The sequence below is a fragment of the Paraburkholderia sp. JHI869 genome, assembly GCF_038900775.1.
Classification (GTDB): domain Bacteria; phylum Pseudomonadota; class Gammaproteobacteria; order Burkholderiales; family Burkholderiaceae; genus Paraburkholderia.
Genome location: NZ_JAYMSC010000023.1, coordinates 85,168 through 105,601, shown reverse-complemented (window position 1 = coordinate 105,601; position 20,434 = coordinate 85,168). Strand labels below are relative to the sequence as shown.

At 64.5% G+C, this 20,434-nt stretch carries 22 protein-coding genes; 6 read left to right on the top strand and 16 right to left on the bottom strand.

The window, feature by feature from the left end:
* Positions 1-32: 32 nt before the first annotated feature.
* Both rsgA and VSR72_RS30935 read left to right on the top strand, forming a co-directional pair.
* Positions 33-920 (top strand): ribosome small subunit-dependent GTPase A, encoded by an 888-nt coding sequence (rsgA, locus tag VSR72_RS30940; protein WP_342956112.1) that lies wholly within the window; start codon positions 33-35, stop codon positions 918-920.
* A 27-nt stretch (positions 921-947) separates the two neighbouring features.
* Positions 948-1,268: a DUF2007 domain-containing protein gene (locus tag VSR72_RS30935; protein WP_233883840.1), complete on the top strand. Its 321-nt coding sequence runs from the start codon at positions 948-950 to the stop codon at positions 1,266-1,268.
* A gap of 76 nt (positions 1,269-1,344) precedes the next feature.
* Here VSR72_RS30935 and VSR72_RS30930 read toward each other — a convergent pair whose 3' ends face one another.
* The 6 genes from VSR72_RS30930 to rpsP form a co-directional block, all read right to left on the bottom strand.
* Positions 1,345-2,283 (bottom strand): CobD/CbiB family protein, encoded by a 939-nt coding sequence (locus VSR72_RS30930; protein WP_342956069.1) that lies wholly within the window; start codon positions 2,281-2,283, stop codon positions 1,345-1,347.
* Between the two features lie 148 nt (positions 2,284-2,431).
* The gene (locus VSR72_RS30925; RefSeq protein ID WP_342956068.1) at positions 2,432-3,169 is read right to left on the bottom strand and encodes a CoA pyrophosphatase; all 738 of its coding nucleotides are present in this window, start codon (positions 3,167-3,169) and stop codon (positions 2,432-2,434) included.
* An 86-nt stretch (positions 3,170-3,255) separates the two neighbouring features.
* Positions 3,256-3,651, bottom strand: coding sequence for a 50S ribosomal protein L19 (rplS, locus tag VSR72_RS30920; RefSeq protein ID WP_028206741.1), 396 nt, complete (start codon positions 3,649-3,651; stop codon positions 3,256-3,258).
* Between the two features lie 153 nt (positions 3,652-3,804).
* The gene (gene trmD, locus VSR72_RS30915) at positions 3,805-4,572 is read right to left on the bottom strand and encodes a tRNA (guanosine(37)-N1)-methyltransferase TrmD (RefSeq protein WP_342956067.1); all 768 of its coding nucleotides are present in this window, start codon (positions 4,570-4,572) and stop codon (positions 3,805-3,807) included.
* Positions 4,573-4,614: 42 nt separating this feature from the next.
* Entirely contained in the window at positions 4,615-5,361 is a 747-nt protein-coding gene (gene rimM / locus VSR72_RS30910; RefSeq protein ID WP_342956066.1) for a ribosome maturation factor RimM, read from the bottom strand.
* 97 nt (positions 5,362-5,458) lie between these two features.
* Positions 5,459-5,722: a 30S ribosomal protein S16 gene (gene rpsP / locus VSR72_RS30905; protein WP_028206744.1), complete on the bottom strand. Its 264-nt coding sequence runs from the start codon at positions 5,720-5,722 to the stop codon at positions 5,459-5,461.
* A gap of 309 nt (positions 5,723-6,031) precedes the next feature.
* Between rpsP and VSR72_RS30900 the strand changes: the two genes are divergently transcribed.
* Together VSR72_RS30900 and VSR72_RS30895 are read left to right on the top strand one after the other, a co-directional pair.
* Positions 6,032-7,108, top strand: a complete 1,077-nt coding sequence (locus VSR72_RS30900) for a PQQ-dependent sugar dehydrogenase (protein WP_342956111.1) — start codon at positions 6,032-6,034, stop codon at positions 7,106-7,108.
* A gap of 134 nt (positions 7,109-7,242) precedes the next feature.
* The gene (locus tag VSR72_RS30895) at positions 7,243-7,716 is read left to right on the top strand and encodes an NINE protein (RefSeq protein ID WP_342956065.1); all 474 of its coding nucleotides are present in this window, start codon (positions 7,243-7,245) and stop codon (positions 7,714-7,716) included.
* Between the two features lie 16 nt (positions 7,717-7,732).
* On the opposite strand, the gene VSR72_RS30890 is transcribed toward VSR72_RS30895, so the two are convergent.
* Positions 7,733-8,881, bottom strand: coding sequence for a PA0069 family radical SAM protein (locus VSR72_RS30890; RefSeq protein WP_342956064.1), 1,149 nt, complete (start codon positions 8,879-8,881; stop codon positions 7,733-7,735).
* A 102-nt stretch (positions 8,882-8,983) separates the two neighbouring features.
* Entirely contained in the window at positions 8,984-9,472 is a 489-nt protein-coding gene (locus tag VSR72_RS30885; protein ID WP_042261052.1) for an Lrp/AsnC ligand binding domain-containing protein, read from the bottom strand.
* A gap of 176 nt (positions 9,473-9,648) precedes the next feature.
* Between VSR72_RS30885 and VSR72_RS30880 the strand changes: the two genes are divergently transcribed.
* Complete coding sequence (locus tag VSR72_RS30880) at positions 9,649-10,935, top strand: D-amino acid dehydrogenase (RefSeq protein WP_342956063.1); 1,287 nt, start codon at positions 9,649-9,651, stop codon at positions 10,933-10,935.
* Between the two features lie 80 nt (positions 10,936-11,015).
* Here VSR72_RS30880 and VSR72_RS30875 read toward each other — a convergent pair whose 3' ends face one another.
* From VSR72_RS30875 to VSR72_RS30850, 6 genes are all read right to left on the bottom strand, one after another.
* Positions 11,016-12,803 carry an acyl-CoA dehydrogenase gene (locus VSR72_RS30875; protein WP_342956062.1) on the bottom strand — a complete coding sequence of 596 codons (1,788 nt, stop codon included), beginning with the start codon at positions 12,801-12,803 and terminating at the stop codon, positions 11,016-11,018.
* A 122-nt stretch (positions 12,804-12,925) separates the two neighbouring features.
* Complete coding sequence (locus tag VSR72_RS30870) at positions 12,926-13,861, bottom strand: FAD-binding protein (protein ID WP_342956110.1); 936 nt, start codon at positions 13,859-13,861, stop codon at positions 12,926-12,928.
* Positions 13,862-13,884: 23 nt separating this feature from the next.
* Entirely contained in the window at positions 13,885-14,634 is a 750-nt protein-coding gene (locus VSR72_RS30865) for an electron transfer flavoprotein subunit beta/FixA family protein (protein WP_342956061.1), read from the bottom strand.
* A 211-nt stretch (positions 14,635-14,845) separates the two neighbouring features.
* Positions 14,846-15,643: a MetQ/NlpA family ABC transporter substrate-binding protein gene (locus tag VSR72_RS30860; protein WP_342956060.1), complete on the bottom strand. Its 798-nt coding sequence runs from the start codon at positions 15,641-15,643 to the stop codon at positions 14,846-14,848.
* 55 nt (positions 15,644-15,698) lie between these two features.
* Entirely contained in the window at positions 15,699-16,352 is a 654-nt protein-coding gene (locus VSR72_RS30855; protein WP_342956059.1) for a methionine ABC transporter permease, read from the bottom strand.
* Positions 16,342-17,376, bottom strand: a complete 1,035-nt coding sequence (locus VSR72_RS30850; RefSeq protein ID WP_342956058.1) for a methionine ABC transporter ATP-binding protein — start codon at positions 17,374-17,376, stop codon at positions 16,342-16,344. Before VSR72_RS30850 ends, VSR72_RS30855 begins: the two co-directional genes overlap by 11 nt.
* 350 nt (positions 17,377-17,726) lie before the next feature.
* Here VSR72_RS30850 and VSR72_RS30845 point away from each other — a divergent pair, with 350 nt between their 5' ends.
* Entirely contained in the window at positions 17,727-18,557 is an 831-nt protein-coding gene (locus VSR72_RS30845) for a lysophospholipase (RefSeq protein WP_342956109.1), read from the top strand.
* 25 nt (positions 18,558-18,582) lie between these two features.
* Here the strand turns inward: VSR72_RS30845 and VSR72_RS30840 are convergent, their stop codons facing one another.
* Positions 18,583-19,377 (bottom strand): enoyl-CoA hydratase, encoded by a 795-nt coding sequence (locus tag VSR72_RS30840; RefSeq protein ID WP_342956057.1) that lies wholly within the window; start codon positions 19,375-19,377, stop codon positions 18,583-18,585.
* Between the two features lie 42 nt (positions 19,378-19,419).
* Entirely contained in the window at positions 19,420-20,346 is a 927-nt protein-coding gene (locus VSR72_RS30835) for a histone deacetylase family protein (protein ID WP_342956056.1), read from the bottom strand.
* Positions 20,347-20,434 lie beyond the last annotated feature (88 nt).

Genomic DNA, 20,434 nt, shown 5'->3' with positions numbered 1-20,434 from the left:
GCGCAAAAGCCGCATCGGGTACATCCGCCACGCTGCACGGCGTGGTGATCGCCGCCCACGGGCGCCACTATCTGGTCGCGCCCGACGGCGGCGGCGCGCATCTGCAATGCTTCCCGCGCGGCAAAAAGAGCGAGGTCGCCGTGGGCGACCGCGTCGAGTATCAATCGACATCCGCCGATCAGGGCGTGATCGTCGCGATCGGCGAGCGGCGCAACCTGCTCTATCGCTCCGACCAGTTCAAGTCGAAGCTCTTTGCGGCGAACCTCGATCAGCTGCTGATCGTGCTTGCCACCGAGCCCCACTTCAGCGAAGACCTGCTCGGGCGCGCGCTCGTGGCCGCCGAGGCCAACGACCTCAAGCCGCTCATCATGCTCAACAAGATCGACGTTCAGGCCGCGCTGCCGCTCGCGCGCCAGCGGCTCGAGCGCTATCGCGCGCTGGGTTACACGGTGCTGGAGGTGTCAGTGAAGGGCCGTCCCGACGAGACGCACGCGGTGCTCGCCGAGCATCTGCACGGTCACCAGACGATCCTGCTCGGCCAGTCGGGCATGGGCAAGTCGACGCTCGTGAACCTGCTGATTCCCGACGCCGAAGCGGCCACGCGCGAGATCTCGACGGCGCTCAACAGCGGCCGCCACACCACGACGTTCACGCGTCTTTACACGCTGCCCGAGGGCGGCGCGCTGATCGACTCGCCGGGCTTCCAGGAGTTCGGCCTCTATCACCTCACCGAGGGCATGCTGGAGCGCGCGTTCCCCGAGTTCCGGCCGCTGCTTGCGCACTGCCGCTTCTACAATTGCCATCACCTGCACGAGCCGGGCTGCGCGATTCTGGAAGCCGTCGACGACGGCCGCGTCGCGCCCGAGCGCCAGGCGCTCTATGCGCAGCTCATGCACGAGATCAGCCAGATCGTGCGCTGACGCGCCGCCTGGCCCCACCGCCCTATGCTGAAGCTTGTGCGCGCGCCGAATCTGCTGATCGCCCAGCACTGGATGAACATCCTGGCGACGGCGGGCGTCCCCTGCGAGCTGCACAACCGCTACCTGAGCGGCGCGATGGGCGAGATTCCGGCCGAGCAGTGCGCGCCCGAGCTGTGGCTCGTGGACGAGCGCGATGAGAAGCTCGCCCGGCGGTTGATCGACGAAGCGGTGAACGGACCGCCGCCGGGCTCGCCCACGTGGCGCTGCGCGCGCTGCGGCGAGGTGCTCGAGGCGCAGTTCACCGTGTGCTGGAATTGCGGACGCGATCGCGACGTGCGCGACGAATGACGAAGTTGCTGAGCCAAATGCAAATGGGCCGCTAGAAGCGGCCCATTTGCTTGTGTGCGGTCTGGCGTTGCGGCGCTCAGAGCCAGACGGCAATGGTCAGCATGAGCAGCAGGATCATCCACAGGATCACGGCGCGCCACACTAGGCCCACGGCCGATTGCAGCGTGCGCGGCGTGCAGTCGTCGCCAACCGTGTACGGACCGCCCTCGCCCGGCTGCGCGAGCGCATCGACGCTGGACTGCTCGGCGAGCGGGCCCGAAAGACGCGCGCCCAGCGCGCCGCTGCCGGTTGCGAGCAGCACGCCCTCGTTGGTGTCGGGCCACTGGTTCGTGTGGTTGCGCCACGAGTAGATCGCGTCCTCGAAGTTGCCGACGATCGCAAAGCCCAGTGACGTGAGCCGCGCCGGCACCCAGTCGATTACGAAGAACACATGCTGCGCGAAGTTCGAGAACGCCTCGGTGCGGTCTTCGGCGGGACGCGCCCACTCGCGCGCGAGGTATTCGGCGATGCGGTACAGCACGGCGCCCGCGGGCCCGATCGGCACGAGAAACCAGAAGAACACGCCGAACACATGGCGATGCGAGGCGATCACTGCGTGAATGAGCGTGTGGCGCACTATCTCGCTCACGGGCATGTCCACGGTGTCGATGCCGGTCCATTCGTTGAGGATTTCACGCGCGCGCGGCACGTCGTCGTTGTTCAGCGCGAGATGGATGTCGGTGAAATAGTGGCTGAACTGGCGAAAGCCGAGCGTGAAGTACACGACCACCACGTTCCACAGGAACGCCAGCACGAAGCTGATGTGATACAGCACGTAGTAGACGAGCGCCGTAGCGAGCGTCCACGGCACCACGACCACGAGCCAGGCGATGAGGCCATGTTTCTGCTTGCCGGCGTCGAAGCCGTGAGCGGCCCATTCCGCATTGAGGCGCACGAGCGCCATGACCGGATTATTGGGCGACAGCGCCCGCACCTGTTCGATGACGAGAGCCAGCAATACGGAAAAGAAGGTCATGCGACGCGCCGTGCAGATCGAGTTGCGAAAGGGTTTTAGAAAGTGTTGCAACGATATCACAGGGCCAGATGTGCCTGACCATCGCAGGCATTTCGGGCGGCAATCTCGCAACAGTGCGCGGCGGCGCTTGCGCGCGCCGCCAGACGTGTTACGCGAGCAGGAAGCGGTAGAAGTTGCGCAGCATGCCCGCCGTTGCGCCCCAGATAAAGTGCGAGGACCCTACGGCGGATGCGATAGCCAGTTCGGGTGCATTCTGCTCTGGCGCGTTGCGATCCGGCGCATTTCTGTCCGGATAAGGCATCGCGTAAAAGCGCCGCTCGCCGCCTTCCCAACGGAACACGCGCACCTGATGATGCGCCGGGTTCATGAGAAAGCTGAGCGGCACCTCGAAGATGCTCGCCACTTCGAGCGAATCCGCGGCAAGGCTGAACGGCTCGTGCACGAGACCGACTACGGGCGTCACCTTGAAGCCGGTGCCAGTGAGGTACTCGGGCAACGCGCCGAGCACCTCGACACGTGTGGGGTCGAGATTCACTTCCTCGTGCGCCTCGCGCAGCGCGGCGGCGATGGGCGTGGGGTCGGAAGGCTCGCGGCTGCCGCCGGGAAAGCTCACCTGCCCTGCGTGATTGCTGAGATTGTCGGCGCGCTGCGTGAGCAGGACGGTCAGGCCGCCCGGACGCATGGCGATGGGCACGAGCACGGCCGCTTCGCGCGGGTCGCGTATCTCGGCCAGACGGGCTTCCTGCGGCTCGGGATCCCACGGCAGGCGCTGCTCGAAGCGCGTGCGCAAACCGGCGGGGGTCAGGCGCTCCGCGGCGACCCGCGGAAGGCTCGCGCCCGTCGATTCGATCGGCAGGCTTTCGGGTTCAAATACTGGACGGATCAACGGGCGTCTCGAATTACACGTACAGGCGATTATTTTGAGGCCAAAAAGAAAAAAGCACCCCGGAGGGTGCTTCTTTCTTACAGCTTTTACGCCTGGTCGGCCGGAGCAGCTGCGCGGTCTTTCGACACCAGCTTTTCCTTGATACGTGCCTTCTTGCCCGACAGGTTGCGCAGGTAGTACAGCTTCGCGCGACGCACGTCGCCGCGACGCTTCACCACGATGCTGGCCAGCAGCGGCGAGTACGTCTGGAACGTACGCTCGACGCCTTCGCCCGACGAGATCTTGCGCACGATGAACGACGAGTTCAGGCCGCGGTTACGCTTCGCGATCACGACGCCTTCGTATGCCTGAACGCGCTTGCGGTTACCTTCAACCACGTTCACGTTGACGATCACCGTATCGCCGGGGGCGAATTCGGGGATGGTCTTCTCGCCCAGCACGCGCTGGATTTCTTCCTGCTCGAGTTTTTCAATCAGATTCATGGATTGACTCCGTATGCCATCTTGTCGGCGTTCGTACCTGTGCAGGATGCGCTCTGCAACTACGGCCCCGATAGAGGATGGATTCACAACTGGCGCCGTTCACGCATGAAGCGGCACCGCCTTTTGCGCCCCTTGTCGCGCACGCCCGAAGCCTTACGCTTCGTTCGCGCCCTTCGCGAGACTAGCGAGCCATGCCTCGTCGGCACGGCTCAACATCTTGTTCTTTCTGGCCCGCGCGATCAGATCGGGCCGCTTGTTCCACGTGTTGCGCAACGCCTCGCGGCGGCGCCACAACTCGATTTCCGCGTGATGGCCGCCAAGCAGCACATCGGGCACGCGCACGCCGTCGTATTCCTCGGGGCGCGTGTAATGCGGGCAGTCGAGCAAACCGTCGACGAAACTATCCTGCACCGCCGAAAGCGCGTCGCCGAGCACGCCCGGCAGGTTGCGCACCACGGCGTCCATCAAGGCCATCGCGGGCAGTTCGCCCCCCGAGAGCACGAAATCGCCGAGGCTCACTTCTTCGTCCACGCAGCGGTCGACGAGACGCTGGTCGATCGCTTCATAGCGGCCGCACAACATCAAGAGACCCGGCTCCTGCGCGAACTGCATGACGCGTTCGTGCGTGAGCGGCTTGCCTTGCGGCGACATCAGCAACACACGCGGGGCGCTCACGCCTTGCTCCGCCTGCGCGGCCTTCGCCGCGTCGATCGCCGCTTCGAGCGGCTTGGCCAGCATGACCATGCCGGGGCCGCCGCCGTAGGGGCGGTCGTCGATCGTGCGGTAGTTGTCGGTCGTGAAATCACGCGGATTCCACGTGCGCAACGTGTAACGCTGCTGCTTCGCCGCCCGGCTGGTAATGCCCCAGTCGGTCAGCGCGCGGAACATCTCGGGAAAGAGCGTAACGACATCGAACTGCATCGCTCTCTCCGTTCAGCGAAATTGAATCAAGGCGCGCGGTGCTTAGTAATCGGCTTCCCAGTCGACGACGATACGCTTCGTCGCCAGGTCCACCGTCTTCACAAACACGCCCACAAACGGGATCAGGCGCTCGCCGGTGACCGGCTTGCCATCCTTGTCGGTGGACGGGTACGTGACACGCAACACCGATTGCGCGCCATTGTCGATCAGGTCGGCGACTTGGCCGAGCTCGACACCCGCCTCGTTGGCGACGTCGAGGCCGATCAGGTCGACCCAGTAATATTCGTCGGCTGCAGGCGCCGGGAACTCGGCCCGGCTCACGTACACGCGCGCACCGCGCAACAGCAGCGCGGCATCGCGGTCGGCCAAACCCGAAAGCTGGCCAACGACGCTGTCACCATGAACCTTGGCGCTCACGCGCACCGCGGAATGACGCTCGCGATGCCCCTGACCCTCGCGGCCCTTGAGGAGCCACCAGCGTTTAGCGGAAAGCAGTGCACTGCCGTCCTGCGCGTGCGGCGCGATCTTCAGCCAGCCTTTGAGGCCATAGGCGTCGATCACGGCGCCGACTTCAACAGCGTCGGCCGGCCAGCTCGCTTCGGTTTCGGCGTGCAAGCTCTCGCTTGCAGGTGCAGCTTTCGCAGCGCTCTCGCGCGCAGGCTTGCGCACGAACGCACCAAACGACGGCGCGCCGCGGCTCGCAGCCTTGCTGGTCGCAGCAGTTTCGGGCGCCCCGCTTTCCGACGCGTCGTTCGCCTTTACGGCAGATTTAGCGTCATGCGCGGACATCGACACCCCTTGCGACCAGCTTGATATCGCACACGCAGCTCATGCAGCGCGTACGCGGGTAAAACACGGACAACAGACTGAAAAGACGCTTAAAGACTTAAGCAGCCGGCGCAGCGGCGGCGGTCTTTTGCGCTTCCTTCACGAGGCGCTCGACTGCCGGCGACATTTGCGCGCCGTTTTCCTTCCAGTACGTCACGCGATCTTGAGCGATACGCAGCGTTTCACCCTTGGTAGCGACCGGGTTGTAGAAGCCCACGCGCTCGATGAAACGGCCGTCGCGACGATTGCGCGAGTCGGTTGCGACGATGTTGTAGAACGGGCGCTTCTTCGAGCCGCCGCGTGCCAGACGGATGATGACCATACTAAAATCCTTGAAAACCGGGGGTTCGGGACTACTGAAACATGCGATTATAGCCCGAAACTGAAGGCATAACAAACACTTAACGGGAAATTGCACGCCGGCGCTGAGAAAGCGACAGGACACAGCGGTCAAACTGCGGCTCATGCCCACGACGGGCGGGCCCTGGAGCGAATTGTGGCGACTTTCAGACAACTCGTGCAATGGCTGCGCCGCGGCATAGGTGGCCGCGTGGGTAACTGCTCCCTTTTTCTGGCGTTTCGCGCTTCAGCCAGACGCGTCGCGGCGGCGTGGCTCGCCTTCACCACCGCCCTGCTCGCGGCGCCGCTCGCCCACGCGGCGCTTCCCATCGAGCGCATCAAACTGCCGCCGGGATTCCACATCGAGGTGCTTTCCGCCAACGTGCCCGGCGCGCGCGAAATGACGCTGTCAGGAAACGGCACTCTCTATGTAGGCAGTATGGGCGGCGACGTCTATGCGCTCGAACTCAAGGACGGCAAGGCTGAAAAGCGCCATATCGTGGCCTCCGGACTGACGATGCCGGTGGGCGTGGCCTGGCGCAACGGCGCGCTGTACGTCTCGGCGGTGTCGTCGATCGTGCGCCTCGACGACATCGACCGTCATCTCGACGATCCACCCAAAGCCGTAGTCGTCACCGGTTCGCTGCCGACCGAGCGCCATCACGGCTGGAAGTTCATCGCTTTCGGGCCCGACGGCAAGCTCTACGTGCCGCAAGGCGCGCCGTGCAACGTCTGCCTGCCGGCCAGCGACCCGCAGCGCGTGCATTTCGCGATGATCGGCCGCATGGACCCCGACGGCTCGCACTACGAGACCATCGCGCGCGGCGTGCGCAACACGGTCGGCTTCGCCTGGCATCCGCAGACGCACGAACTCTGGTTCACCGACAACGGCCGAGACATGCTCGGCGACGACATCCCCGACGACAAGCTCAACCGCCTCACGCACACCGGCGAGGACTTCGGCTTTCCGTATTGTCACGGCGGCAATGTCGCCGACCCCGAGTTCGGCGCAGGCCATCCGTGCAGCGGCTTTACGCCCCCGGTTCTCAAACTCGGCGCGCACGTCGCGTCGCTCGGCATGCGCTTCTACACCGGTTCCATGTTCCCGGCCGACTACAAGAACAGCATTTTCATCGCCGAGCACGGCTCATGGAACCGCAGCAAGAAGGTCGGCTATCGCGTGGTGCGCGTGAGCGCCAACCCCGAAGGCACGAACGCACGGCAGGAAGTATTCGCGCAGGGCTGGCTCAACGCCGACGAGACCCAGTGGGGCCGCCCGGCCGACGTGCTGCCGCTGCCCGACGGCTCGCTCCTCATCAGCGACGACTATGCGGGCGCGATTTATCGCGTGACTTACGTCAGGCCCTGAGCCTCGGGCATGGTGCCGGGCATAAGCGTGCGCTTGTGCTGCAAGCCTGGCGCGCGGCATACAATGCCCGGCGGCCCGTGTGCGATGACGTGATGCGCCCATGACGGCCGAACGACCACGTTTCGCCCGAGCCCATGCCCAACGACAAGAACCCCGCACGCTTTCGCTCCAAGACGCTCACCGCCGCCCTCGCCTTCCTGTTTGGCAGCCTCGGCGCACACCGCTTCTATCTGTACGGCCCGCGCGACGTGTGGGGCTGGGCGCATCTGCTCGGCACGCTCATCGGCATTCCGGGCGTGATGCTGCTCGTTGCAACCGAACGCGCCTCGATTCCGGGCTGGGTGCTCGCCGTGATCGGTGCGGCGTCGGTCATCTCGGCGTTTCTGGCGGCGATCGTCTACGGGCTGCGCCCCGACGCCAGATGGGACGCGCAGTTCAACGCCGCGTTCGTTGAGAAGGGCCGCACGAGCCGCTCGGGCTGGACGGTGATCTTCGTCGTGATCTTCTCGCTGCTGATCGGCGCGTTCCTGCTGATGACAGGACTCGCGCTCTCGTTCCAGACGTACTTCGAGTCTCAGGTCGAGGCCGCGAAGGCCATCTCGCAGTAAATCCCGCAGTAACAGTTCAGAACAGGTCGAGTTGCGGCTTCTCGCGTACCGTCTTCGACTGCACGAACGCCGACATGTCGAGAATGCCGTGGCGGCGCTCATTGAGGCCGAGGTGCTTCACGGCATTGTGAAAGCGCTGCTTGAGCAGGTCGGCCCAAAGCCCCGTGCCCTTCATGCGCTGCGAAAACGCCGACTCGTAGTCCTTGCCGCCGCGCATGTCGCGCACGCGGCTCATCACACGCTCCGCGCGCTGCGGGAAGTGCGCCGCCAGCCAGTCCTGGAAGAGCGGCGCGACCTCCCACGGCAGGCGCAGCACGATATAGCTCGCACTCGTTGCGCCGGCCTCGGCGCAGGCTTCGAGCACGCGCTCCATGTCGGGCTCGGTCACGAAAGGGATCACGGGCGCGATGCTCACGCCCACCGGCACGCCCGCTTCTGCCAAGGTGCGGATGGTGCGCAGCCGGCGCGCAGGCGTGGCCGCGCGCGGTTCGAGCGATCGCGCGATATCGGCGTCGAGCGTGGTGATTGTAATGGCCGCCATGAACTGCTTGCGTGCGGCCATCGGCGCGAGCAGGTCGAGATCGCGCTCGATCAACGACGACTTCGTGATGGCCGCGAACGGATGCTGGCGCTCGGCCAGCACCTCCACCACGCGCCGCGTGATGCGCATGTCGCGCTCCGCCGGCTGCCAGGCGTCGGTGTTCACACCCAGCGCGATCGGCTCGGGCTCGTATGACGGCTTCGCAATCTCGCGCGCGAGCAGTTCCGCGGCATTCACCTTCGCGTAGATACGGCTTTCGAAATCGAGCCCCGGCGAGAGGCCGAGATAGCTGTGCGTGGGCCGCGCGAAGCAATAGATGCAGCCGTGCTCGCAGCCGCGATAGGGATTGAGAGAGACGTTGAACGGAATGTCCGGCGACTGGTTGCGCGTGAGGATGCTTTTCGCGCGCTCTTCGAAGACTTCGGTGCGTAGCCTGGGCTCGCCGGTTTCATCGCCATGGCCCTCCTCGCCTTCGCCCGCCTGTTGCCAACCGTCGTCGAACGCTTCGCGCTGATCGACTTCGTAGCGCCCTTGCAGGTTCGTGACCGCACCGCGCCCCTTGCGCGCCGTGGGCGGCGCGACGGGATACCACGTGTCGGGATCGGGGTGATGGGAGTCGGTCACGGCGAGAGCGGAATGGACATGAAAAAACGCGGCTCAGTACTGTATAAATATACAGTACTGAGCCGCGTTGTCGAGTCCTAAAAACGGGGCACTTTCAGCCGCTCATTCACCCACAGCGATGGTCAGCGTCTCCTTGATCTCTTCCATCACCACGTAGCTCTTGGACTGCACCGCGCCGGGCAGTTGCAAAAGGATGTCGCCGAGCAGCTTGCGGTAGTCGGCCATCTCGCCAATGCGCGCCTTGATCAGATAGTCGAAGTCGCCCGAGACGAGATGACACTCCAGCACTTCGGGAATCTTCTGCACCTCGCGCCGGAACTGGTCGAACATGTTGCCGCTCTTGTGGTCGAGCGTGATCTCCACGAACACGAGCAGCGCCGCGCCCAGCACCGAGGGATTCACGCGCGCGAAGTAGCCCGTGATGACGCCGTCGCGCTCCATGCGCTTCACCCGCTCGATGCACGGCGTGACCGAGAGCCCGACCTGCTCCGCGAGGTCTTTCATGGCCATGCGGCCGTCTTCCTGGAGCAGTTTCAGGATGCGGTGATCGAGCCGGTCGAGCGCGCGGACCGGTTGGCGCTGCGTTCTCATGATTTCTTTCCGAAAATCTGAAAAATACGATAACAAAACCTAGCCATACAACAATAGCATAGCTACAAATACTGGCTACACCCGAATTTTCATGCCTTCCACCCTATCGGTGCCAAAACACCGCTTCCTGGGCACCGGCAACGCGGCGTAGCTCAACGAATCTATATGGAGCAGCTATGCGAGTCGTCGTGTTGGGCAGTGGTGTGGTCGGTGTGGCCAGCGCCTGGTATCTCGCCCGCGCGGGCCACGAAGTCACGGTGATCGACCGCGAGGCCGGTCCCGCACTCGAAACCAGTTTTGCCAACGCCGGCCAGATCTCGCCGGGCTACGCCGCGCCGTGGGCAGCACCAGGCGTCCCGCTCAAGGCAATCAAGTGGATGTTCGAGAAGCACGCGCCGCTCGCCATTCGCCTCGACGGCACGAAATTCCAGCTGCAGTGGATGTGGCAGATGCTGCAGAACTGCACGGCCGAACGCTATGCGCTCAACAAAGGCCGCATGGTGCGCCTCGCCGAATACAGCCGCGACTGTCTGCAAGCGCTGCGCGCCGACACGGGCATTCAGTACGAAGGCCGCACGGGCGGCACGCTCCAGGTGTTCCGTACGCAGCAGCAGTTCGAAGGCGCGGCGAAGGACATCGCCGTTCTGAAGGACGCGAACGTTCCGTACGAACTCCTCACCGCAGCCGAACTCGGCCGCGCCGAACCCGCGCTCGCCGCGGTGTCGGGCAAGCTCACGGGCGGCCTGCGTCTGCCCGGCGATGAAACCGGCGACTGCCAGATGTTCACCACGCGCCTCGCCGCGATGGCCGAACAACTGGGCGTGAAGTTCCGCTACAACACGCCGATCGACGGCCTTGCCATGCAGGGCGACCGTATCGCGGGCGTGCAATGCGGCAGCGAACTCGTGCGCGCGGATTCGTTCGTGGTCGCGCTCGGCTCGTTCTCGACGAAGATGCTCGATGGCCTCGTGAAGATTCCGGTCTATCCGCTCAAGGGCTATTCGATCACCGCGCCGATCGTGAACGCGAGCGCCGCGCCGGTGTCGACCGTGCTCGACGAAACCTACAAGATCGCGATCACGCGCTTCGACGACCGCATCCGCGTAGGCGGCATGGCCGAGATCGTCGGCTTCGACAAGACGCTCAAGCAAGCCCGTCGCGAAACGCTCGAAATGTGCGTGAACGACCTGTTCCCGGGCGGCGGCGACACGACGAAGGCCACGTTCTGGACCGGCCTGCGCCCGATGACGCCGGACGGCACGCCGGTCGTCGGCCGTACGCCGATCTCGAACCTGTTCCTGAACACGGGTCACGGCACGCTCGGCTGGACGATGTCGTGCGGTTCGGGCCAGTTGCTCGCCGACCTGATCTCGGGCAAGCAACCGGCCATCCGCGCCGACGATCTTTCGGTCCATCGCTATCTCGGCGACACGCAGGGCTCGCATCGCCCGGCATACGCCTGATGCGCGCACGCCTCACAGCCTAAACGAACACGGCGCCTCCAGGGCGCCGTGTTTCATTTCTCGCGCAGGTTAGTGCGGCATCAGAACTGATCCTCCGTCAGCGCCAGCACACCCTCGCTGCCGTTCGCGCTGACAATCGCCGCTTCGAGTGCCACCGCCTGCGGCAAGACGTGTTGCGCAAAGAACTGCGCAGTGGCGATCTTCGCGCCATGGAACTTCGGATCGGCCTGCATGAGACGCTGCGAGGCGAGCATGGCGCGCGCCATCTGCCAGCCGCCCAGCACGATGCCCGCCAACTTCAGATAAGGCACGCTGCCCGCGAACACCGCGTTCGGATCGCTCTTCGCCTTCGCGAGCACAAAGTCCACGGCCGACGCCAGCGCCTCGCTACCGAGCGCGAGATGCTTGCGCATCGACTCGAACGCCGCGCCTTGTTGCCCGGCTAGCGCGTCGACGGTCTGCGCGATATCGGCGAGCAGTGCCTTTGCCGCTGTGCCGCCGTCGCGCAGCGTCTTGCGCCCGATGAGGTCGTTCGCCTGGATCGCCGTCGTCCCCTCGTAGATCGGCAAAATGCGCGCGTCACGATAAAACTGTGCCGCGCCCGTCTCCTCGATGAACCCCATGCCGCCATGCACCTGGACGCCCAGGCTCGTCACTTCAAGCGCGAGTTCCGTGCTCCAGCCCTTCACGATCGGCACGAGGTATTCGTAGCGCGCCTGATGCCGTGCGCGCGCCGCCTCGTCGGGGTCGCCATTCGCGCGGTCGCTCTCGCCCGCCGCCACGTAGGCGAGCGCACGCGCGGCTTCGGTGAGCGCGCGCATCGTCGCGAGCATACGGCGCACGTCGGGGTGATGGATGATGCTCACCGCCGCTTTCGCGGAACCGTCCACCGGGCGGCTCTGCACATGCTCCTTCGCATAGGCGAGCGCCTTCTGGTACGCGCGATCGGATACGGCCACGCCTTGCATGCCCACCGCAAAGCGCGCCGCGTTCATCATGATGAACATGTATTCGAGGCCGCGATTCTCTTCGCCGATCAACTGGCCAATCGCGCCGCCATGGTCGCCGAACTGCAGCACGGCGGTCGGGCTCGCCTTGATGCCGAGCTTGTGTTCGATCGACACGCAATGCACATCGTTACGCGCGCCAAGCGAGCCATCATCGCCCACGAGAAACTTCGGCACGATGAAGAGCGAGATGCCCTTCACGCCTTCGGGCGCGGTGGGTGTGCGCGCAAGTACGAGATGGACGATGTTCTCCGCCATGTCGTGCTCGCCCCACGTGATGAAGATCTTCGTGCCGAACACCTTGTATGTGCCGTCGCCTTGCGGTTCGGCGCGCGTGCGTACCGCTGCGAGGTCCGAACCCGCCTGCGGTTCGGTAAGGTTCATCGTGCCGGTCCAGTCGCCGGATATGAGCTTCGGCACGAAGCGCTCCTTTTGCGCTTCGCTGCCCGCAGTGAGGAGTGCTTCAATCGCGCCGTCGGTGAGCAGCGGACACAGCGCGAACGAGAGATTCGCCGCATTGAGCATTTCCACGCACGGCGTGCCGACGAGCTTCGGCAAGCCCTGTCCTTCGTATTCCTGAGGATGTTGCACGCCTTGCCATCCGCCTTCCACGTATTGCCGGAATGCCGCCTTGAAACCGGGCGTGGCGTGCACGTTGCCGCTATCCCAGCGGCTCGGATTGCGGTCGCCTTCGGCGTTCAGCGGCTCGAGCACTTCGCCGCATAGCTTCGCGGCTTCGTGCAGCACCGCTTCGACGGTTTCGGGCGTGGCGTCTTCGCAGCCTGGCAGCTTCGCGATCTCTTCGAGGCCGGCCAGTTCTTTCATGACGAACAGCATGTCGCTCGTGGGCGCCTGGTACATTTCAGTCTCCTCCCCTGCGATTCAAATAACAAAGGGGCGCCGCGGCGCCCCTTTGTTGCTTCGTCTCACGCCGCGCGTTCAATCATGATCGCGGCGCTCTTCGCTAGATACACCGGCCAGCTTCAGCCGAGTTCCTTCACGAGTTCCGGCACGACCGTGAACAGATCGCCCACGAGACCGTAGTCGGCCACGCTGAAGATCGGTGCTTCTTCGTCCTTGTTGATCGCGACGATGACCTTCGAGTCCTTCATGCCGGCCAGGTGCTGGATCGCGCCCGAGATGCCCACGGCCACATACAGTTGCGGCGCGACGATCTTGCCCGTCTGGCCGACCTGGAAGTCGTTCGGAACGTAGCCCGCGTCCACGGCTGCGCGCGATGCGCCCAGTGCGGCGTTGAGCTTGTCGGCGAGCGGTTCCAGAACCTTCGTGTAGTTCTCGCCGCTGCCCAGACCCCGGCCACCCGAGACGATGACCTTCGCGCTCGTGAGTTCCGGACGGTCGAGCTTCGTGACTTCGCGGCTCACGAACTGCGAGAGACCGCTGTCTGCTGCGGCTTCGATCTTCTCGACTGCTGCGCTGCCGCCTTCGGCCGCAACCGGGTCGAAGCCCGTCGTGCGGACCGTGATGACCTTGACCGGATCGACCGACTGAACGATCGCGATCGCATTGCCCGCGTAGATCGGACGCTCGAACGTGTCCGGCGAATCCACCGCGGTGATGTCGCTGATCTGCGCAACGTCGAGCTTCGCGGCGATACGCGGCGTGACGTTCTTGCCCGCTGCCGTGGCCGGAGCCAGGATGTGCGTGTAGTTCTTTGCAATCGCCAGAACCGTCGCTTCAACGTTTTCCGCGAGACCCTGTTCGAGTTGCGGCGCGTCGGCGAGCAGCACCTTCGCCACGCCTGCGATCTTCGCAGCTGCGTCTGCTGCGGCCTGGGCGTTGTGGCCCGCGACCAGCACGTGCACGTCGCCGCCAATCTTCTGTGCTGCTGCAACCGTGTTCAGCGTCGCGGCCTTGATCGAGTGATTGTCGTGTTCAGCTATTACCAGATTCACCAGATTCGTCATTTTCGTCTCGCTCCTTACAGCACCTTGGCTTCCGTCTTCAGCTTCTCGACCAGCGTCTTCACGTCCGGCACCTTCACGCCTGCGCTACGCTTGGGCGGCTCGGCTACCTTCAGCGTCTTCAGACGCGGCGTGACGTCGACGCCCAGGTCTTCCGGCTTGAGCGTTTCGAGCGGCTTCTTCTTCGCCTTCATGATGTTCGGCAGCGTGACGTAGCGCGGCTCGTTCAGGCGCAGGTCCGTCGTGACGACTGCGGGCAGCTTGAGCGACAGCGTTTCCGCGCCGCCATCCACTTCGCGCGACACGGTAGCCTTGCCATCGGCGACCACGACCTTCGAAGCAAACGTGGCTTGCGGCAGGTTTGCCAGCGCGGCGAGCATCTGGCCGGTCTGGTTCGAATCGTCGTCGATGGCCTGCTTGCCGAGGATCACGAGCTGCGGCTGTTCCTTGTCGACCAGCGCCTTCAGGAGCTTGGCGACGGCCAGCGGCTGGAGGTCTTCGTTCGACTCGATGAGGATCGCGCGGTCCGCGCCGATCGCCAGCGCCGTGCGCAGCGTTTCCTGCGCTTGCGTGACGCCCGCCGAAACGGCGATGACTTCCGTCGCCACGCCCGCTTCCTTCAGACGCACCGCTTCTTCCACAGCGATTTCGTCGAACGGGTTCATCGACATCTTCACGTTGGCGATGTCGACGCCCGTGCCATCCGACTTCACACGAACCTTCACGTTGTAATCGACTACGCGTTTGACTGGCACAAGGACTTTCATTCACATGCTCCGAAGTTACGAATACGTCAACCTGGCGGACATTATAGCGATAGCCCTGTCGGGCCGATCTGCCACCAGCAATTTTTACGAACCACCGCTGCCGCACCCCGGTCGTCAGTAGCGAACGATCGTGCGATTTTACGGTGGAAAAAACCCGGGCATCAAGCCCGGGCGCCGAAAAATATCTCTAATTTCACGGCATGGCGGGGTCCTACCAGGAGGTGATGACCGCCCCACCGAACTTCGTTTCAATGTACTGCTTCACCTCAGGCGAGTGGTACGCGGCCACCAGTTTCGCCACCCACGGCTTGTTGCGATCGGCTTCGCGGATCGCGATGATATTCACGTAGGGCCCCTTCGGGTCTTCGATTGCGATCGCGTCCTGTTTCGGCTTCAGACCCGCTTGCATGGCGAAGTTCGTGTTGATCGCCGCGGCGTCCACGTCGTCGAGCGAGCGCGGAATCTGTGCGGCATCCAGTTCGACGATCTTCAGCTTCCTGGGGTTTTCCACGATGTCGAGCGGCGTCGCCTTCAACCCAGCGTCGGCGCGCAACTTGATGAGACCCTGGCTCTGCAACAGCAGCAGCGCACGGCCGCCATTTGTCGGATCATTCGGCACCGCGATGCGAGCGCCCGGCTTCAGTTCGGAGAGCGATTTGATCTTCTTCGAGTAGATGCCCATCGGGAACGTGACCGTGTCCGCGATCTTGATGAGCTTGTAACCGCGATCCTTCACCTGCGCGTCGAGATACGGCGCGTGCTGGTAGCTGTTGGCGTCGAGGTCGCCGCCTGCAAGCGCCGCGTTCGGCTGCACGTAGTCGGAAAACTCGACGATCTTGATGTTCAGGCCGTTCTTCGCGGCCACGCTCTTCACGACTTCCATCACCTGCTCGTGTGGGCCGCCCGTCACGCCCACCTTGATGGTTTCCTCCGCGTGAGCCGCGAACGGTGCGATGAGCGAAGCCGCGCCAAGCGCCGCCGCGAGCCGGATCATGAAACGACGTTGCATACCAAACCTTTGTCTTGTGTAGTTATGTTGATCGAAAAACCGGCTGTTTTAAGGCTTATTTATGACTCAGGCGCCGCACGAGCCAGTCGCCGAACGACTGCACGAGCTGCACGAACACGATCAGGATCACGACCACGATCAGCATGACTTCGGGTTCGAAGCGCTGATAGCCGTAGCGGATGCCGAGGTCGCCAAGACCGCCGCCGCCGATCGCACCCGCCATCGCCGAATAGCCGACAAGCGAGATGAACGTGATGGTGAGCCCCGCCACCACACCGGGCAGCGACTCGGGCAGCAGCACCTTGAAGACGATCTGGCTCGTGCTCGCGCCCATGGCCTGGGCGGCTTCGATCAGGCCGCGATCGACTTCGCGCAGCGCCGTTTCCACGAGTCGCGCGATGAACGGCGCAGCGGCAATGGTGAGCGGCACGACGGCCGCTGCCGTGCCGATCGACGAGCCCACCACGAGACGCGTGAACGGAATCACCGCGACGAGCAAGATGATGAATGGCGTGGAACGCACGGCATTGACGATCACGCCCATCACACGATTCGCAGCGATGTTCTGCAGCACGCCATTGCGGTCGGTGAGATAGAGCAGCACGCCGAGCGGCAGGCCGACGGCCGCGCCCACAAGTCCCGAGATGCCCACCATGACGAGCGTCTCCCAGAACGACTGGACGAACATGTCGAACATTTCACTCCACATGGGACAGTTCCTCCACCACGACGCCTTGCTCGCGCAGCCATGCAATGGCCTGCGCCACCTTCACCGGATCGCCGCCCGCGAGCACCGCGAGCGAGCCGAACGCCTGCCCCTGGATCTCGTCGATCTGGCCGTGCAGGATGTTGAAATCGAGTTCGAAGCGGCGAATCGTTTCCGAGAGCACCGGCTGGTCGACACCGGTGCCCTTGAACGCGAGGCGCAGCAAATGGCCACTGCCCTTCGCGAGATGTTCGGCCACGCGCGCCTTGAGCGCGGGCGGCAACTCCTGGGCGATCACGTCGCCGAGCAGCGCGCGTGTGACTTCATGGCGCGGTTGCAAGAACACGTCGATCACGGGACCGCTTTCCACCACGCGACCCGCATCGAGCACGGCCACGCGGTCGCAGACCTGTTTGATGACTTCCATCTGGTGCGTGATCATCACGATGGTCAGGTTCAGTTCGCGATTGATCTTGCGCAGCAGGTCGAGAATCGCGCGCGTGGTTTCGGGGTCGAGCGCCGAGGTCGCCTCATCCGAAAGCAGCACCTTCGGCTTGCTCGCGAGCGCGCGCGCAATGCCCACGCGCTGCTTCTGCCCGCCGCTGATCTGCGAGGGATAGCGGTCTTTCTGCGCGGTCAGGCCAACGAGTTCGAGCAGCGGCAACACCGTCGCTTCGATCTCGGCGCGCTTGACGCCTGCCAACTCCAGCGGCAGCGCAACGTTGTCGAACACCGTGCGCGACGACAGCAGGTTGAAGTGCTGGAAGATCATGCCGATCTCGCGGCGCGCTTCGCGCAGGTCGGCCGACGAGAGCGACGTGAGCGTGCGTCCGTTGACGACGATGTCGCCTTCGCTCGGCCGCGTGAGCAGATTGATGGTGCGCACGAGCGTGCTCTTGCCTGCGCCGCTGCGCCCGATGATGCCGAACACTTCGCCCGGCGGAATCGTCAGATTGACGTTGTGCAGCGCCTCGATCCAGCCTTGTGGGCCGGCGAAGCGCTGGGACACGTTTCGAATTTCGATCATGGAAAAAAGCAAAACGGCGGGTGTGCCGCGCGCCGCTCGCATTGACCGCACCTTTCGGATCTTCGGAAAACGCGTCGCGCCGGCAGACAGCCGCCGTTTGATGGACTGGATTTAAGCGTGCATTTTACCCTGGCACGCAAAATTCCTTTTAATAATCAATTTCGATAATTTCATAACCCATTTGCATTAGAGGGTCCTGGCAGCGCGGCGCCGCTCGTCCGGCCGCTACACTGCTCCCGACAGACTGATACCGAAAACGAACCGCCCAATCAGGGAGCGAGATGGAGACCAGTCAGAACATCGGCACGGCTGTTTCAGCCAATGCGCCCGAGTCCACCGGACAATCGACGCTGCGTACGCGTGACGGCGTCGATCTGCCGCTCTATGTCTGGCGCGCGAGCGCGCCGTCGCGCGCGGCCATCGCGCTGATTCACGGCCTCGCCGAACACGCCGGACGCTATGCGGCGCTCGCCGCTCGGCTAAACGCTGTGGGCATCGATGTCTACGCTATCGATCTGCGCGGTCATGGGCACGCGCCTGGCCGACGCACCTGGGTTGCGCGCGTCGACGAATATCTCGACGACGCCGAGGCGCTCCTCGCCCACGCGAGCGCGCAATGCGCGAAACAGGGCACACCGCTCTTCCTGATGGGCCACAGCATGGGCGGCGCAATCGCGGCGCTGTATGCCGTAGAGCGCCTGCCGCAGACGCGTGTGCCGCTCGCGGGCCTGCTGCTTTCGAGCGCGGCGCTCGCGCCCGGCCGCGACGTGCCCGCGTGGATGATCGCCGCAAGCCGCGTGATCAGCGCGATCTGGCCGACCTTTCCGGCCATGAAGATCGACGCGGCCCTGCTCGCGCGCGATTCCGCCGTGGTCGAAGCCAATCGCGTCGATCCGCTCGTGCATCACGGCGCGATTCCCGCCCGCACGGGGGCGCAATTGCTGGAAGCGATGAAGCGCATCGAGGCGGGCCGCGCGCAATTGCGGCTACCCGTGCTGATCTGGCATGGCACCGAGGACAAGCTCACCGAACCCGACGGCAGCCGCGCATTCGGCGCGAACGTGGGATCGCCCGATCGCACGCTCACGCTCTATGAAGGCAGCTTCCACGAAACGCTCAACGACCTCGATCGCGAGCGCGTGATCGGCGCGCTGATCGACTGGATCGACCGGCACTGCTGACCGGCGAGGCGCGACTGGCCACGCGTTACTTCGCGCCGCGTTTCTCGATGAAAGCCTGCACGCCGTCGAGCGCAGGGTCGGTCATCATGTTGCAGGCCATGGTCTGCCCGGCCAGTTGGTACGCGGCTTCGATGCCCATGTCGAGTTGCCGGTAGAAGAGCCCCTTGCCTGCCTCGACCGCCTCGCGCGGCTTCGCGCAGATGCTCGCGGCTAGCGCGGTCACGGCGGCGTCGAGTTCGTCGGCGGGTACGACGCGGTTCACGAGGCCTTCTCGCAGCGCTTTTTCGGCGTCGATGAATTCGCCCGTCATGAGCATTTCGAACGCCGCCTTGCGCGAAACGTTGCGCGAGAGCGGGACAGCCGGCGTCGAACAAAAAAGCCCGAGATTGATGCCCGATACGGCAAAGCGCGCCGAATCCGCTGCCACTGCCAGATCGCACATCGCGACGAGCTGGCAGCCCGCCGCCGTCGCCACGCCCTGCACGCGCGCGATCACGGGCTGCGGCATCTTTTGAATGGCCAGCATCATCTTCGAGCAGCGCTCGAACAGCTTCGCGTAGTACTCGTGCGAGGGCGCCGCGCGCATTTCCCTCAGATCGTGACCCGCGCAGAACGCGCGCCCCGCCGCTGCGATCACGATCACGCGCGCGTCGGATGTCGCCAGCGCGGCGAGTTCGGTCTGCACGGCGTCGATGAGCGCTTCGGAAAGCGCGTTGAATGCATCCGGGCGATTCAGCGTGAGGCGCACGACGCCGGGCACGCCGTAAGCGTCGCGCGTGAGCTCGATGAGCGATGGCGATAAGGAGGGAATGGCACTCACGATGCGTGTCTCCTTCGTTCGAATGTGTGCGGCAACGGCCGCCTAGATATCCGCCAGCGCGCGCAAATGCGCCACCACGCTGCGGCCAAGCGCCGAAAGGTTATAGCCGCCCTCGAGGCTGCTCACGATGCGCCCCTTCGCATAGCGGCCCGCGATCTCACGAATCTGTTCCGTGATCCACGCGAAGTCGTCCTCCACGAGGCCCATGTTGCCGAGGTCGTCTTCGCGATGCGCGTCGAAGCCCGCCGAGACGAACACCATCTCCGGCTTGAACTCATGCAGACGCGGCAGCCACATGATGTCGATGGCCTCGCGCACTTCCATGCCCTTCGTGCGCGCCGCGATCGGCAGATTGACCATATTCGGCGCGGGGTTCTCGGCCCCCGTGTACGGATAGAACGGATGCTGGAAGAAGCTGCACATCAGCACGCGCGAATCGCCCGCGAACGCCGCCTCGGTGCCGTTGCCGTGGTGCACGTCGAAATCGACGATCGCCACGCGTTGGAGGCCATGGACGTCGAGTGCATGGCGCGCCGCGACCGCTATGTTGTTGAAGAAGCAAAAGCCCATTGCGCGAGCGGGTTCCGCATGATGGCCCGGCGGGCGCACGCTGCAGAACGCGTTCTCGTAGCGCCCTGCGATCACCGCGTCGGTGGCCGCGATCGCGGCACCCGCTGCACGCAGCGCCGCCTGCCACGTGTGCGGATTCATCAGCGTGTCGGGGTCGATGCTCGCGTAGCCTTCCTTGGGCGCCGTGTTGCGGATGAAGTCGATGTGCGCCTGGGTGTGGACGCGCAGCAGCTCCGCCTCGGTCGCGAGCGGCGCGGATTCGTCGCGCTCGATCAGCGCGTCGATGCGGCTCGCGATCAGCTGGTCTTCGATGGCCTGCAGACGCGCGGGGCATTCGGGATGCCATTCGCCCATCTCGTGCAGCAGGAAATCGGGGTGAGAGAAGAAACCGGTCGTCATGAGTCGCACTGGCCGCGGGCTTCGCGAATGCGCGCGGCCGCGGGTCTCCTTCTGTCTTTTGTCTGGCGGCGCGCCGGCCGGCGCGCGA